At 41.0% G+C, this 15,271-nt stretch carries 12 protein-coding genes; 7 read left to right on the top strand and 5 right to left on the bottom strand.

All coding sequences use genetic code 11. The features are described 5' to 3' along the window. Positions 1 to 10: 10 nt before the first annotated feature. The gene (locus tag FN809_RS02055) at positions 11 to 1,171 is read right to left on the bottom strand and encodes a hypothetical protein (RefSeq protein WP_142531806.1); all 1,161 of its coding nucleotides are present in this window, start codon (positions 1,169 to 1,171) and stop codon (positions 11 to 13) included. Positions 1,172 to 1,386: 215 nt separating this feature from the next. Here FN809_RS02055 and FN809_RS02050 point away from each other — a divergent pair, with 215 nt between their 5' ends. The 6 genes from FN809_RS02050 to FN809_RS02025 all read left to right on the top strand — a co-directional run bounded on the left by FN809_RS02050 (position 1,387) and on the right by FN809_RS02025 (position 6,228). Continuing rightward, on the top strand, positions 1,387 to 1,731 hold the full coding sequence (locus FN809_RS02050) for a hypothetical protein (RefSeq protein WP_142531805.1): 345 nt from the start codon (positions 1,387 to 1,389) through the stop codon (positions 1,729 to 1,731). Between the two features lie 52 nt (positions 1,732 to 1,783). Next, positions 1,784 to 2,950 (top strand): Lnb N-terminal periplasmic domain-containing protein, encoded by a 1,167-nt coding sequence (locus FN809_RS02045; RefSeq protein WP_142531804.1) that lies wholly within the window; start codon positions 1,784 to 1,786, stop codon positions 2,948 to 2,950. 2 nt (positions 2,951 to 2,952) lie between these two features. Next, positions 2,953 to 3,459 carry a TlpA disulfide reductase family protein gene (locus FN809_RS02040; RefSeq protein WP_142531803.1) on the top strand — a complete coding sequence of 169 codons (507 nt, stop codon included), beginning with the start codon at positions 2,953 to 2,955 and terminating at the stop codon, positions 3,457 to 3,459. A gap of 79 nt (positions 3,460 to 3,538) precedes the next feature. Continuing rightward, positions 3,539 to 4,132: a thioredoxin family protein gene (locus FN809_RS02035; RefSeq protein ID WP_142531802.1), complete on the top strand. Its 594-nt coding sequence runs from the start codon at positions 3,539 to 3,541 to the stop codon at positions 4,130 to 4,132. A 110-nt stretch (positions 4,133 to 4,242) separates the two neighbouring features. After that, complete coding sequence (locus FN809_RS02030; protein WP_142531801.1) at positions 4,243 to 5,568, top strand: serine hydrolase domain-containing protein; 1,326 nt, start codon at positions 4,243 to 4,245, stop codon at positions 5,566 to 5,568. Positions 5,569 to 5,742: 174 nt separating this feature from the next. Beyond that, positions 5,743 to 6,228: a globin domain-containing protein gene (locus FN809_RS02025; RefSeq protein WP_142531800.1), complete on the top strand. Its 486-nt coding sequence runs from the start codon at positions 5,743 to 5,745 to the stop codon at positions 6,226 to 6,228. Between the two features lie 195 nt (positions 6,229 to 6,423). On the opposite strand, the gene FN809_RS02020 is transcribed toward FN809_RS02025, so the two are convergent. Together FN809_RS02020 and gyrA are read right to left on the bottom strand one after the other, a co-directional pair. Then, a complete protein-coding gene (locus FN809_RS02020; protein ID WP_246095394.1) occupies positions 6,424 to 7,593 on the bottom strand; it encodes a tetratricopeptide repeat protein in 1,170 nt (389 codons plus the stop codon). A gap of 51 nt (positions 7,594 to 7,644) precedes the next feature. Beyond that, positions 7,645 to 10,230, bottom strand: coding sequence for a DNA gyrase subunit A (gene gyrA, locus FN809_RS02015; RefSeq protein ID WP_142531798.1), 2,586 nt, complete (start codon positions 10,228 to 10,230; stop codon positions 7,645 to 7,647). 342 nt (positions 10,231 to 10,572) lie between these two features. Here gyrA and FN809_RS02010 point away from each other — a divergent pair, with 342 nt between their 5' ends. Then, positions 10,573 to 13,107: an ATP-dependent Clp protease ATP-binding subunit gene (locus tag FN809_RS02010; protein ID WP_142531797.1), complete on the top strand. Its 2,535-nt coding sequence runs from the start codon at positions 10,573 to 10,575 to the stop codon at positions 13,105 to 13,107. 79 nt (positions 13,108 to 13,186) lie between these two features. Here the strand turns inward: FN809_RS02010 and FN809_RS02005 are convergent, their stop codons facing one another. Together FN809_RS02005 and thrC are read right to left on the bottom strand one after the other, a co-directional pair. Next, positions 13,187 to 13,834, bottom strand: a complete 648-nt coding sequence (locus tag FN809_RS02005; protein ID WP_142531796.1) for a tetratricopeptide repeat protein — start codon at positions 13,832 to 13,834, stop codon at positions 13,187 to 13,189. Between the two features lie 130 nt (positions 13,835 to 13,964). Further along, complete coding sequence (gene thrC / locus FN809_RS02000; protein ID WP_142531795.1) at positions 13,965 to 15,260, bottom strand: threonine synthase; 1,296 nt, start codon at positions 15,258 to 15,260, stop codon at positions 13,965 to 13,967. Between the last annotated feature and the right edge of the window lie 11 nt (positions 15,261 to 15,271).

Genomic DNA, 15,271 nt, shown 5'->3' with positions numbered 1-15,271 from the left:
CCTACTCGGATTAGGCCCATTTACGGGTTGGTCGCTCACCAGTTAGGGTGATATTGATAATGGACTTAAAATTGTTTTTTACAAAACTCCATTTGTCGGGATACTTCGCAAAAAGAGTATTAATTACCTCCTTATTTTTACCGATATAGTCGGATAGCGCCGGTGCCGATACAGGTTTCTCCATGGCCGATCCAATATGGCTGCCGGTAAGGTTTATGCCGGATCGATCTACCTGGATAGCGGCAGATTCTAAACGGTTTAAAAAATCATACACGCGCTGTTGTCGGGTGGTTAAATGTTGGCTTGCAGCATCCAGGTTTCCTATAACATCACCACTATTTACATATGTAACACCTTCAATATATTCCGCCTCAATCACTTTGTTTGCATCTGTAATCAGGGTATTTGTGTAATCTACGGCTTCGTGCAGGGCTTTTTGTAATTGTTCCAATCCGCCGCTGTATGTTTTAATTTTTTCGAGTGCCTGATCACTGTAAACATAATTAACGCCGTCAGATTCGCTCCGTTCTTTCAATAACATATTAGCCCACGAACAAATAAAATCTTCTAGTTCTTTTTTCCGTATATCTTTTTGGTTTTCCGACCGTTGCTGATCTAAAATGCGCTGTGTTTTATGGGTAAACTGCTGCAGGCGTTCTTTTTCTTTCCAATATAGTTTGCAAAACGAATGGATTGATCCTGAGAGTAGATGTGCAATAATGGTTTTGTTGTCGGTGCTCAGTGTTGTATTTTGGTGTTGCACACCAAAGGTATTGAAGTGATCTTTAAAATAAATGAGCAGGAGGTCTTTCTCTGTGCGTTTGCTGCCAGGTAATGTGATGAGCAAGGTTAGGTGATCGCTCTCGTCGAAAATATTGCGCTGTAAGGGTGTGCTATCGATGGTGCTGAATGGCAATTGGGTTTTTTCGGGCCAGCTGTATTTATGTTTGCACTGTCTTAAACCGGCCAGTATTTCCTTTTGCCCCCTCAGGTTCATTTGGTGTTCTTGTAACCTGTTGTTGATGTGTTTTAAGGTGATACCGCATAATTCGCCCGTTTTGGGATGGTTGTATACCCCAATTATTTTTTCCACTCCTTCAACCATCTCACATACATGGTCGATCAGTGAAAAAATCAGCTCTTCGGTCATTATTTCGGTATTGTTCGGCATTATTCAGTAATCAACTACAAAGATAAGGGATCAAGTTAATAATTAAGTGAATTTTTAAGTAAAATATTAAGTGTAATATTAAGTTGTTTTTAAGTCTTTTATATCTACTTAAAAATAGATTATTTGTTGCTTAATGTACTTAAAATCCTGTTATGCAACAAATAAAGAGGGTATTTTTGTGCTGTTATTCTTCATCTTATTAAATCTATTAAGTTATGGAAGCGATACAATTAAGTATTACAGCACTACTTTTTAAGTGGGCTACTTTATGTGTAGATTGGTTTATGGATCTTTTTGCCGACCCGGAGTATTATTGGGTACACGAAACGTACCCTTCGGATAATGTGGTAGTTAAGGCTCGTGTTACAGGTAAAGCCAGGATAGCACCCAAGTGGCCTGTTTGGATAAAGGGGCGTAGGCAAGATCCTGTTTTGGGTGCGCTTATACATTTAAAACGTATGCTTTTGCACATTTTAGAAACATGCACCAACGGGTGTTTTGCTTTGTTTGACTCCATATGGGCAGGTGTCGATAAAAATGTCAGACCAATAGTGGTATAGATTCTTTTTAGCCGATTTCAATTTGTATATATTTGAGGCAAATTGATAAGGTATGACACGATTAATTTATATTGGGCTATTTCTGCTCTTATTTACCGTGCCGCTCAGCGGACGAAAAAAATTATCTGCTAAAGCTGAAATATCTATATTGACCTGTTCACAGGGCGAAGAGTTGTATTCGGCCTTTGGGCACAGTGCGCTAAGGGTAAAGGATGCCGACAACAATATCGACTGGGTTTTTAATTATGGTACTTTCGATTTTGATACGCCGTGGTTTTATTTAAAGTTTGCCAACGGTAATCTGGATTATTTGTTGAGCATTGGTGAATACAAACGCTTTTTGGTACAGTATTTTAACGAGGGGCGCAGTGTTACCGAGCAAGTACTTAACCTGAACATGGACGATAAACAAAAGGTTTTTGATGCCTTGTTAAGTAATTATGAACCCGGAAATCGTAATTACAGGTACGACTTTTTTTACGATAATTGTGCTACGCGCATTGTGGACATGCTGAACACTAATGTGCATGGAGAGCTTATTTTTAAACCAGGTGGCAGCGCAGGACATGTTTCGTTTAGAACACTACTGCATCATTATTTAAAACACTCGCCTTGGATAGAAACAGGTTTGGCCATGATATTGGGTATGCCTGCCGATAAAATTGCTACGGTCAGGGAATCTACCTACTTGCCTTACTTTTTGATGCAAGCTTTCGACCATGCTACAATAAAAATGGAGGACGGACAGACTATTCCAATGGTAAAGGAAAAAGTAAAGGTGTTTGATTTTATGACGCAGGAAGACGATACAATATGGACTCCCGTAGTGTTTTTTTGGCTCTTATTGTTTTTATCCGTTGTGATAGGATTTTTTGTACGTCCTAAAACACTTAGCTTATTCGATGGTTTGCTGTTTTTTGTGGCCGGCGGTATTGGATTGCTCATCGTATTTTTATGGTTTATATCTATGCATAGTGTAACAGGCAACAACCTGAACATACTATGGGCCATGCCTACTTTCGTGTTGTTGGCCTTCGCAAACCACAAACATAAGTGGACAGCAGTAATCATGGTTTTCAACCTTTTTTGTCTTGTTGTGTTTTTAATAGGATGGAAGTTTATTCCACAGGCATTCCCGGCCGCCACCATACCCATAGCGCTGTTGTTGGGAGCAAGGCTCGTTTCATTGTTATATAAACAGCGCAAATTATCAATTTAACGATGAAGTATGCAATAGACAGGAAATTAGCTGGTTTTATATTGTTTTTCTGGGTTGTACCGGTACTCGCTCTTTATTCACAAAGTGCCACAGTTCAAACAATAGATTTTAGGCAGCTGCAGGAAAGGATAGAAAAAACGAGTGCCGATTCTATAATGGTAATTAACTTTTGGGCAACCTGGTGCAAGCCTTGCATTGAAGAAATACCGGTATTAGAAAAAATTCCAGGGATGTACAAGGGAACAGCTGTCAAAGTATTATTGGTGAGCCTGGATTTTACGGATCAGATTGAACAAAAGCTTGTACCTTTTGTCAAATCCAATGGCATTGCAAGTGAAGTGCTTGTATTAGATGAAGCCCATCCCAACAATTGGATTCCTAAAGTTGATCCCAGTTGGAGCGGTGCTATTCCGGCATGCTTGTTTGTATATAAAAGTAAAACTTTATTTCACGAGGGAAAAGTAACACTTAAGGCGATAGAATCCACGATGAACCAATTAATACCGTAAGGCGTTTACATGTTACATAAATAACCCAGGAGCCCTAAAAACAGGCTCTTTCCATCTGTTTAAGTAACAATTTTACGCCATGAAAAAAAAGATTTCCATTTTATTATTTCTGTCGTTGGTTACCTTTACTTCTCCATCACAGGTAAAGATAGGGGACACAGCGCCCGGTTTCAAACTCAAAAACATAGACAATAGTTACGTTGCCCTGGATCACTACCATTCAGAAAAAGGGGTAATACTTATTTTTACTTGCAACCACTGTCCCTATTCAAAATTATACGAAGACAGGATTGTGGCATTGGATACCAAATACAAAAGGAAAGGTTTTCCTGTTGTTGCCCTCAACCCCAACAATCCTAAAACTTCAAAAGAAGATGCCTTTGATAAAATGATTATTAGAGCTGAAGATAAAGGCTTTACATTTCCTTATCTGGTAGACAACGTAGGTATTTATAAAGCCTATGGAGCTACCAAGACCCCTCATGTGTATCTGCTTGAAAATGAAGAATCACATTTTACAGTAAGCTATATAGGTGCTATCGATGATTCTCCTAAAGATGCCGGCAAGGTAAAACAAGCCTACCTGGCCGAAGCCATAGATGCGATACTGGCAGGTAACAAACCGCGGTTAAAAGAGACAAAAGCTATAGGTTGTAGTATAAAACCTTATTGATTTTCTTGCGTATATAATCTTATTTAAGCTCTTTTGGGCATGTTTAAGCACGAATTGGATAATGTTTTACTCTTTTTGCTTACTTTTGCATCGATTAAATTAGTAATTGAATGAAGTTTATATATAAAACAGGTCTGGCCTTGCTGGGGGTGGTTTCAATGGGGATAGGCAATATGACTTATTTTAACTCCGGTGATTCCTTTGGTGGAGATTTTGTTCCTCCGGCGCCTACTGTTGCTTCCCACAGAATATCCAATACCTTTTCCGATCAGGATAGATTTGAAGTGATAGATGATAACGTGAACCGCTTTCTGCGACGTAACCATTTAGCAGGGGCATCACTTTCAGTAGTTAAAGATGGTAAACTGGTATTTACCAAAGGCTATGGTTTTGCCGACAAAGAAAAATCTATTGAAGTGCAGCCGTATAATTTATTCAGGATTGCCAGTGTTTCGAAACTGCTTACTGCAGTTGCTGTAATGAAATTGGTGGAAGAAGGCAAAGTGTCGCTCGATGACCAGGTTTTTGGTTCGGAGGGCATTCTAAACGATTCCATATTCTTAAATTATCGCGACCCCAAAATTGAAAGGATTACCGTCAAACAACTTCTCAACCACTCAGCCGGTTTTACAAACCGCTATGGCGATCCTATGTTTATTCCTCAGGTCGTCGCAAAAAAAATGAAGGTGGACTATCCGGTACAAAAGCAAGACATTATCCGCTTTATGCTTGGTAAGCGTCTGCATTACCCACCCGGTACTATGTCGTCGTACAGCAATCTGGGATATGCCATACTCGAAGAAGTGATCGAAAAAGTTTCAGGAATGGACTACGAGTTGTACGTAAAAACCGATGTGCTATATCCGCTGGAGATTTTTGATATGCAAATTGGAGGTAGTTACAGTCATGAGAGACTCGATTTGGAGGTCAAATATTATGAGCCCGACGATGCCTATCTTGTTAAAGACCATATGAGTGACGATAAGGAAGTCCCCAGAAGTTATGGTGGCAACGACATAAAAACCCTGGGTGCTGCAGGTGGTTGGGTCGCCTCAACGACCGATTTGTTAAGGTTAGTGGTGGCCATTGATGGTTTTGATACCCCGGCCGACATACTTTCGGCCAATAGTATCAAGGAAATGAGTACAACTGAACTTTTGGGTGGAAGTCCATTGGGTTGGCGGGGTGTACGAAAAAGTTACTGGTACAGAACGGGCACACTAGCCGGTACAGCAGCGCTGGTTGTGCGTCAGGATGATGGGCTGTCGTACGCTATTGTGTTTAATTGCAACTCCTGGAAAGGCCCTAAGTTTGCCAACGACATCAAATATATGATGGATCGTACCCTGGCTAAAGTGGAAGACTGGCCCGACTACAATTTATTTGAACTGAAAAACCAAATAAAACCACTTCGTCGTAAAACCATCGTTTTTTAAGCAAATAGGCGCATGCTAAATTAATTTTGTTTACAACGTTTCATCCCTTATGCATTGTTTGCCCTAAACTTTTTTAGCCGCTTGCTGTTACTCATTCGTTTGTTGTATTGTTTAAATTCAATAAAACGATAAGTATATTCATTCAAGTAAAAAAGACAGGTCAAATTAAAAGATATGGTGGAAATTTCACAATTTAAGATAACAACATTGCCCTTTGGTCTTCGCCCGAAAAGCTCAGGGCCGGATATAAAGATATATGACTATCTGAAAGAAGATGGAGTGCGAAAAATGGTAAACGATCACTACGATCTGTTGGTAGAAAGCACGATCAAGGATATTTTTCCTCCCAAAGGTCATTTACTCGAAGAAGCTAAAAAACGTTCTGCTGATTTTTTTGTACAACGGCTGGGTGGGCCACAATACTATAAAATGAGTCGTGGTAACCCAATGTTGGCCAACCGGCATTTGCCTTTTAAAATAACCCCAAAAACAAGAATCGTTTGGCTCGATTGTTACAGGCAGGTATTGTCGAAACTTAAAGATGTACCGGAAAACCTGGTGCTTTCGTTTTGGTATTGGCTCGATGGCTTTTCTAACTGGATGGTAAATCAACACGACGAGCCGCAATTTAAAATGGATTTTAAGTTACCGGAGAAATAAAGCAAGAACGCATTTTCATTTATTCTGATGAACAGCAGCTTAATGTAAAGCAGCAGCTCGTAAGCCATACCGATCCAATCAGAACTTATTTCAGTTTGTCCTATAGTTGATATTATGTTATTTTTATATATATAAAAATATCCGGATACTTCTACCCGGATATTTTTAATTTCTTATTATTGAATTCGCCTTTTACTAAAGACTTTTCAACTTTTCATCCACTTCCTTGTACTTATCCATCATTTCAAAGCGATAGTACAAAGTTTTCAGGCTTTCCAATACGGCCACTTCATCGGGTTTAACCTCTAAAGCTCTTTCAAAATATGGCATAGCTTCTTTAAACGTAGTTTCTGCAACCTTCTTTTTGCTTTCAAACTTCTTAAAATCGGTTTCGGCATTCGCCAGGTTCATTTCCTCTACAGCTTTATTAAAGTACATTACACCCAAATTATACAGCGCGTTAAAGTACTCAGGATCATACTCCAGGGCTTTTTGGTAATCGGCCTTGGCGGCTTCAAAATCCTTGTTACTATCGTAAAGAACTCCCCGGGCATAGTAATACGACGCATTGGTGGCATCGCTTTCGATGGCTTTATTTAAATAATCGAGCGCCTTATCGTTTTGTTTTGTATTTAAATAATAGTTAATCAACTCTGTTAAAATCCTGTTGTCTTCGGGGTATGTTTCAAATCCTCTCATTAAATTTGAACCCATATTTGTAGAATCGCCCTGTTCTACGTACATCTGGTGCACCAACAAAACAGCGTCGCCACCACCATACTTTAAGTCGATGGATTGATTAAAATAGTCTTCTGCAACGGACCAGTTTTTTGCGTTGTAAGCAGCCAGTGCAGCATTAAAAATAATGGCGGTGTCTACTTTTTCGCCTTGAATCTCTTCCATATACTCATTTTTGTTGAGCTCTAATAGACCGTCGAACGCCAGCACCGCTGTTTCAAAATCTTCTTTGTTGAATGCCTCTACGCCGGCATTGGTCAACTCAGTACCAAAGAATAAAAGCGCCTGTCCAATTTCTTTCTTATATTTTCCTTTTTGCTTGCCTTTGTGGTTACCTTTTTTGTCCAGTTCAATAGCTTTTTGATAAAACTTGTACGCTTTGATCGTCCCTTTGTCATCTTTGCCTTTCTGATAGAGTTTGGTATAAACCTTTGCTGCAACAATATAGGTTTTAGGCCAGGTGTTGCTTTTTTCGTGCTCCATCGCTTGATCAATGGCCTCTTTGGCCTTCACAGGATCGCCCTGTTCTAATAAGGTGGTGGCCGTAGTTACCTTACCTTTTTGCGCCACTGCTATTGATATGGTAAATAGAGCCGCTAAAAATAATACTGTTTTTTTCATCATCATGCGTTTTTTTATTGTGTGGATTTTAATCCGCTAAAATAAAATAATAGTTGTTTATTCTTGTATTTCCTCGTTGTTATTTTTTTCTTCTTCGCTATTATCGGGATTTAGTCCCTCGGCAGCTTCATTTCCGGTTTTATCCTGTTCTGTTGCGATGGTTTCCGAATCTACATCTTCCCCACCACTTTCTTCATCTTTAAAAGCCGACACCTTGGCCACTGAGGCAATTTGATCACCGTTGCGCAGGTTAATTACTTTAACTCCCTGCGTGGCTCTGCCTGTGGTTCTTATTTCGGAAAGTGCCAAGCGTATGGCTATGCCGGATTTGTTAATAATCATCAGGTCGTTGTCGTCGGTAACGTTTTTAATGGATATCAATGCCCCCGTTTTATCGGTAATTCGCATTGTTTTAACTCCTTTACCTCCCCGGTTGGTAATTCGATAGGCTTCAATCTTGGATTTTTTACCGAAGCCATTTTCAGACACTACCAGCACTTCCTCCTGCTCTATGTCTTCAACACATATCATGCCAACCACTTCATCGTTATTTGTATCTAGGGTTATTCCCTTGACACCCTGGCCGGTACGACCGATGCACCTTACCTTTTTTTCGTTAAAGCGTATGGCTCTACCCAATTGTGTGGCCATCAGGATTTCTGCATCGCCATTGGTTAGCCTTGCCTGTATAAGTTCGTCACCTTCTTTGATGGTAATCGCGTTAACTCCATTCACGCGCGGACGGGAATAATCGGCCAACAAAGATTTTTTGATCATACCCTTTTTCGTACCCATTATAATATAATGACTGTCGATATAATCCTGATCATTAAGCCCCTTCACTTTTATAAACGCCTTTACCTTATCGTCGGCTTCTATATTTAACAAGTTTTGTATGGCTCTACCCTTTGTACTTTTTGCGCCTTCGGGTATTTCATACACCTTTAACCAGAAACAGCGTCCCTTGCTGGTAAAAAACAACATGGTATTGTGCATCGTTGCCGGATAAAGATGTTCGATGAAGTCCTCGTCGCGGGTGGTGCTACCCTTGGAACCTACTCCTCCCCTGGATTGGGTTCTGAACTCGGCCAAAGGTGTTCTTTTGATATAACCCATGTGCGAAATGGTAATCACCATTTCATCATCGGCATAAAAGTCTTCCGGATTAAATTCTTCCGAGGAGTATACAATATCTGTTCTTCTCTCATCACCATATTTATCCCTGATTTGAATCAGTTCCTCGGTTATAATCTCCATACGCCGGCTTACATTGGCCAGGATATCTTTCAAATCAGCTATTGTGTTCAGTAATTCTTCGTACTCACTGCGTAATTTATCCTGTTCCAGTCCGGTGAGCTGACGCAAACGCATATCGACGATAGCGCGTGCCTGAATGTCGGATAACTCAAACCGCTCCATCAGCTTTTCCCTCGCTTCGTCGGGACTGGATGCTGCCCTGATTATTTTAATTACCTCGTCGATGTTGTCACTGGCAATAATGAGCCCCTCCAAAATGTGGGCACGTTTTTCGGCCTGCTCCAACTCATATTGCGTACGACGAACAACTACCTCGTGGCGGTGCTTCACAAAATTGCTTATCAAGCCTTTAAGGTTCAGCATTTCCGGACGACCATTAACCAGTGCTATATTATTTACACTAAAAGACGATTGCAAAGCGGTGAGCTTGTAAAGATTATTCAGCACTACATTGGCAATCGCATCACGTTTCAGATCCACCACAATACGCATACCATCCCTGTCCGACTCATCGTTTACATTGGATATGCCTTCAATTTTTTTCTCGATAACAAGGTCGGCTACTTTCATTATCAGTTCTGCCTTGTTCACCATATATGGGATCTCGGTTATAATGATCTTTTCCCTGCCATTATTGTCGGTCTCTACTTCGGCTTTGGCACGAACTACTACCCGTCCCCTGCCTGTTTCAAAGGCATCTTTTACACCTTTAAAACCATATATGGTACCACCTGTGGGAAAGTCCGGTGCCTTAACGTATTCCAAAAGACCGTCGGTGTCTATGTCGTTATTTTCGATATAGGCTACTGTGGCATTAATAATTTCGGTTAAGTTATGTGGGGGCATGTTGGTGGCCATACCCACTGCTATACCAGATGCCCCGTTAACCAATAGGTTGGGTATACGGGTAGGTAATACAGTTGGTTCCTGCAACGAATCGTCAAAGTTTAACCTGAAATCCACCGTTCTCTTATCGATATCAACCAGCGTTTCTTCCGCTATCCTGTTCAATCGGGCTTCGGTATAGCGCATGGCAGCAGGGCTGTCGCCATCTACTGAGCCAAAGTTTCCCTGGCCATCGACTAAGGGATAGCGTAAAGACCAAGGTTGAGCCATTCGCACCATGGCGTAATACACCGAAGAGTCGCCGTGCGGATGATACTTACCCAGCACCTCTCCCACTATCCTGGCCGATTTTTTATATGGCTTGTTAGAGGAAAGCCCCAAATCGCTCATGGCAAATAAAACGCGTCGGTGTACAGGTTTAAAACCGTCTCTGACGTCGGGCAACGCCCTGGAAACAATCACCGACATCGAATAATCGATGTAGGCCGATTTCATTTCCTCCTCAATATTTATCTTTATAATTCTTTCTCCTTCAGCCATTTATATTTAAATTATGAATTAGATATTACAAACAAAAACAGGCTTCTTTAGGCCTGTTTTTTAGACGCCCTAAATTAATCATTTATGCGCTAATTATAAAACGAAAAACCACACAATTTACAAACATCAAACAAACATTCCGAAATACACTTTATTATTGCTATTTTTAAACTTATAAGCGGGAAAATGATAATTTAAACAATATTTTTATACGGATGTTTTATAGCTTTAACCTTCTTGAATTGCTGGAAGAATTGGCATAATATTCGCTGTTGAACTGCTGAATTGTCAGTGTCTGCATTAATTGCACGAAAATTGTAAAAGAGTAAAAAAAATTGACATATGAATTTGAATTTTTCACAACGGATAAATGATGTTATCGCCTACTCGAAAGAAGAAGCCGAGCGGCTCGGGAATCCATATATCTTACCTGAGCATCTTCTTTTGGGTCTTTTGAGAGAAGGCGAAGGCACGGCAATAGAGGTTTTAGGACAATTAAATGTCGACCTGGAAGTGCTTAAGCGCAATATAGAACAAAGGCTAAAAACAGACACGGTGTTGGCGCACACCGACCACATCCCTTTGCTTAAATCGTCGGAAAGGATTTTAAGATTAATTTATCTTGAGTCACGGGCGATAAAAAGCAAAAACATTAATACAGGTCATCTGCTTTTGGCTTTACTAAAAGATAATCAAGGATTAATACCTGAACTTATGGAAGAAGATAAATTGAATTACGAAAAAGTAAAGGCACTTTTAACCAATAACCAACCATTGGCAAAGGCCGATCTGCCTGAAGACGACGATCAGGACAGTCCCTTTTCGTCAGGAGGCGGCTCCGACCCCTCACGCGCGGCTGCCGGCCCAAAAGGTTCGGACACGCCGGTGCTTGATAACTTTGGCATAGACATAACACAAGCCGCCGAAGACGGCAAGCTCGACCCTATTGTGGGACGCGAAAGAGAGATAGAACGACTGGCACAGATTCTAAGCCGTCGAAAAAAGAACAATCCCATATTAATAGGTGAACCCGGCGTGGGTAAGTCGGCTATTGCCGAAGGATTGGCGCTGCGTATACAGGAAAAAAAGGTATCGCGCGTGCTGTTCGACAAAAGAGTTGTTACCCTGGATCTGGCCTCTATTGTGGCAGGCACAAAATACAGAGGGCAATTTGAAGAAAGGATGAAAGCCATTTTAAATGAGCTTTCTAAAAATCCTAACATCATCCTCTTCATCGACGAAATCCATACCATCGTAGGTGCAGGCGGAGCAACCGGATCGTTGGATGCGGCCAATATGTTAAAGCCTGCGCTTGCACGCGGCGATATTCAATGTATTGGTGCCACCACTTTGGACGAATACCGCCAACACATTGAAAAAGACGGTGCGCTGGAGCGTAGGTTTCAGAAAGTTATGGTGGAACCGACCAGTATTGATGAAACGGTAGAAATACTAAACAATATAAAAGAAAAATACGAAGACCATCATAACGTAACCTTTACGCAGGAAGCTGTTGAAGCATGCGTAAAACTGACGGACAGATACATTACCGACCGTCATTTGCCCGACAAGGCCATTGATGCATTGGACGAAGCAGGTTCGCGTGTACATATATCAAATATTGTTGTTCCGGAAACCATATTAAAACTAGAGGAACAGATTGAAGAAACGAAAGACAATAAGATAAAAGCGGTAAAAGCCCAAAACTTTGAGCTGGCGGCCAGTTTCAGAGATAAAGAAAAAACCTATCTCGAAGATTTAAACAATGCCAAAACAAAATGGGAACAAGACCTTCAACAAAACCGCGAAATTGTTGATTTAGAAAAGGTGGCCGAGGTGGTAGCCATGATGACAGGCATTCCGGTTCAGCGGGTGGCTCAGGCCGAAGGCTTTAGATTGCTAAAGATGGGCAGCGAGATGCAGGGGCGTGTGATAGGCCAGGAAGATGCCATACAAAAAATAGTGAAGGCGATTCAACGGAATCGAGCCGGCCTTAAAGATCCTAACCGACCTATCGGATCATTTGTTTTTCTTGGTCCAACAGGTGTTGGTAAAACACATTTAGCAAAAGTATTGGCCACCTACCTGTTCGATTCAACCGACGCACTTATCCGCATAGACATGAGCGAATATATGGAAAAGTTTTCCGTTTCGCGTTTGGTAGGAGCACCTCCCGGATATGTGGGGTATGAAGAAGGTGGTCAGCTAACCGAGAAGGTGAGACGCAGACCCTATTCAGTTGTTTTGCTCGACGAGATAGAAAAAGCGCATCCCGATGTATTTAACCTGCTGCTACAAGTGCTTGACGAAGGCAGGCTGACGGACAGCCTTGGACGTAAAGTTGATTTTAAAAACACAATTATCATCATGACTTCAAATATAGGAAGTCGCGAACTTAAAGATTTTGGACGTGGAGTGGGATTTCAGCCCAGCAGCAAAGAGTCTGATTCGGAGCATGCCCGACATGTTATTCAAAAAGCGATGAAAAAAGCTTTTGCACCCGAATTTATCAATCGTATTGATGATGTAATTGTTTTCAATTCACTGGACAAAGAAGATATTTTCAAAATTATTGATATTGAGCTCAAAGGATTGTATGCACGAGTTGAATCTCTGGGGTATAAACTTGCACTCACAGAAAAAGCAAAAGATTATATCGCTTCCAAAGGGTTTGACATCAGCTATGGGGCACGACCACTGAAGAGAGCTATCCAAAAGTATCTCGAAGATGAGATGGCAGAGGTCATTATCCAGGCCAGCATATCGGAAGGAGATATTATTAAAGTGGATTATGATGAAGAGAATGATAAGATATTTACTTCGGTAGAAAAAGAAGGAATCAAAGCGTTAAACGATTCCAAAGCCAGCGAAAACTAAGTACCTGATGTTTGCCAACAAAAAAAGGATGAACCAAAAACGGTTCATCCTTTTTTTTGTTTAGATAATTTTAATACAATTAGCTTTTCATCAATTCGGCAATTTTGGTTTTGATAGTAGTAGCCGGTTTATTGTTAGCATGATATTTTAAAGCTTTGTCGGCAAGTGCTTCTGCCTGGTCGAACTCAGCTTTTGCATTTTTCTTTATCGCGTCCCACTGATCACGATTGCCGTCGACCCTGCTGTTCAGGATGGAAATTCCTTTGGTGAAAAATTCGTTGGCCTGAATAACATAGAATTTGGCCAATTCTTTTTTCATGTAACCAATGTATTTACTGTTCGGAAATTCTTCGATACCGCTAAGTAAGGCTTTTTCCATTTCCTGATCTTTACCCATATTTTTATAAGCCATACCAATATAAAAAGCAGCTACATCTTCTTTATAGCCTAAATCTTTTGATTGTTGGTAATACTTTAGGGCTTTTTTATGGTTGTCGATTTTCCGGGCACAGGTTGCGGTGTTGTACACCATTGCCGCGTCCATATCTTCCGCTTCGTCCCAGTTAGCAATGGCCGACTCAAAGGCTACCAGTGCGCTTTTGTAATCTTTGCTTTTTAATGCGGCGTTACCCTCGTTTTTTAATTCAGCTGCACTTTTGGCCTCCTGGGCATAGCCTACTCCCAACATTGTAAACAATAGTAATGTTACCGATAAAACGTACTTCATGATTTTTAATTTAAAATTATATGTTTCGTATTTAGCTTTTCCTTAAAGCGCAAAAATAACTTTTTTTTTAAAATATCTTAACAATTGGAAACCATTTTGCGCTTTTCACCAAAATTAACAATAACTGTGCCTATTTTAAAAGGAGTAATTTTAATGCGTCCAATGTTGCATTAATACCTGTATTTTTAGGCGTTCCATTCATAAAAGCTTGTAGTCTAGGCGGCACTTTCACCTTGCGACCGAGCACCGGTTCTATTACTTCGGGAAACTTAGCCGGGTGGGCAGTTTCTAAAAACACTCCTTTTTGTCCGTCCTGAAGTTTCTTTTCGAGTGCCAGATATCCGGTAGCACCATGCGGATCGAGCACATAACTGTGGATTTGGTCGATACGCTTCACCCCTGCCCTTATCTGGTCATCGGTGAATGCGATCCCTTCTATTTTTGCTTTTATTACTTGATGGTCGGAACCAAATAGATCAAGAATACGTACAAAATTACTGGGATCACCTACGTCCATAGCATTAGCCACGGTACTTTTTGATGGTGCAGGCATATACAAGCCGGTGCGCAAATACTCGGGTACAATATCGTTGATGTTAGTAGCTGCTACAAATTTGGCAACGGGAAGTCCCATGGCTTGCGCTACCAAACCGGCCGTAATATTACCAAAATTACCACTGGGCACGCAAAAAACAATATCTTCATTTACGCCGGCTCTGCGCAACTGGGCATAGGCATGATGATAATAAACGGATTGTGGCAACAGGCGCGCCAAATTGATAGAGTTGGCCGAGGTAAGTACCATTGTATCCTTTAACTCATCATCCATAAAGGCTTCTTTAACCATGCGTTGGCAATCGTCAAAGGTTCCTTCTACTTCAACCGAGGTAATGTTATGCCCCAGGGTGGTAAATTGCTTTTCTTGCACTTGACTTACCATACCTTTGGGGTATAATACTACTACATTGATACCCGGTACTTTATAAAAACCATTGGCAACCGCACTGCCTGTATCGCCGGACGTGGCCACTAAAACGGTAATATCTTCGTCCTGTCCTTTCGAAAAATAGGATAAGATACGTGCCATAAATCGAGCCCCCACATCCTTGAATGCCAAGGTAGGTCCGTGAAATAATTCGAGTGCGTAAATGTCTTTGCTCACTTGCTCCACGGGAATATCAAAATTGAGGGACTCCTCCACGATATTTTTAAAAATTTCTTCGGGTATGTCGGGACAAAAGAAAGGTTTAAGCACTTCAAATGCTATCTCGGGTAAAGACCTGTTTGCGATGGTAGCAAAAAAGTCATCATCTAATTTAGGGATAGTTACGGGCATATACAATCCCTTGTCGGGCGCCAGCCCCCGAAGTACTGCCTCCTTGAGGCTTACTTTTATATCTGGCGTATTGGTACTGTAATATTGCATCAATAAATATT

It is taken from the genome of Saccharicrinis carchari (assembly GCF_900182605.1).
Taxonomy (GTDB): domain Bacteria; phylum Bacteroidota; class Bacteroidia; order Bacteroidales; family Marinilabiliaceae; genus Saccharicrinis; species Saccharicrinis carchari.
The sequence above is the reverse complement of the archived record's forward strand: the minus strand, read 5'-3'. Positions and strand labels throughout refer to the sequence as shown.

Excerpts from the sequence above, each read along its gene's own strand:
- FN809_RS02055 (WP_142531806.1), bottom strand. The coding sequence starts at position 1,171 with ATGCCGAACAATACCGAAATAATGACCGAAGAGCTGATTTTTTCACTG.
- FN809_RS02050 (WP_142531805.1), top strand. The coding sequence starts at position 1,387 with ATGGAAGCGATACAATTAAGTATTACAGCACTACTTTTTAAGTGGGCT.
- FN809_RS02045 (WP_142531804.1), top strand. The coding sequence starts at position 1,784 with ATGACACGATTAATTTATATTGGGCTATTTCTGCTCTTATTTACCGTG.
- FN809_RS02040 (WP_142531803.1), top strand. The coding sequence starts at position 2,953 with ATGAAGTATGCAATAGACAGGAAATTAGCTGGTTTTATATTGTTTTTC.
- FN809_RS02035 (WP_142531802.1), top strand. The coding sequence starts at position 3,539 with ATGAAAAAAAAGATTTCCATTTTATTATTTCTGTCGTTGGTTACCTTT.
- FN809_RS02030 (WP_142531801.1), top strand. The coding sequence starts at position 4,243 with ATGAAGTTTATATATAAAACAGGTCTGGCCTTGCTGGGGGTGGTTTCA.
- FN809_RS02025 (WP_142531800.1), top strand. The coding sequence starts at position 5,743 with ATGGTGGAAATTTCACAATTTAAGATAACAACATTGCCCTTTGGTCTT.
- FN809_RS02020 (WP_246095394.1), bottom strand. The coding sequence starts at position 7,593 with ATGATGATGAAAAAAACAGTATTATTTTTAGCGGCTCTATTTACCATA.
- gyrA (WP_142531798.1), bottom strand. The coding sequence starts at position 10,230 with ATGGCTGAAGGAGAAAGAATTATAAAGATAAATATTGAGGAGGAAATG.
- FN809_RS02010 (WP_142531797.1), top strand. The coding sequence starts at position 10,573 with ATGAATTTGAATTTTTCACAACGGATAAATGATGTTATCGCCTACTCG.
- FN809_RS02005 (WP_142531796.1), bottom strand. The coding sequence starts at position 13,834 with ATGAAGTACGTTTTATCGGTAACATTACTATTGTTTACAATGTTGGGA.
- thrC (WP_142531795.1), bottom strand. The coding sequence starts at position 15,260 with ATGCAATATTACAGTACCAATACGCCAGATATAAAAGTAAGCCTCAAG.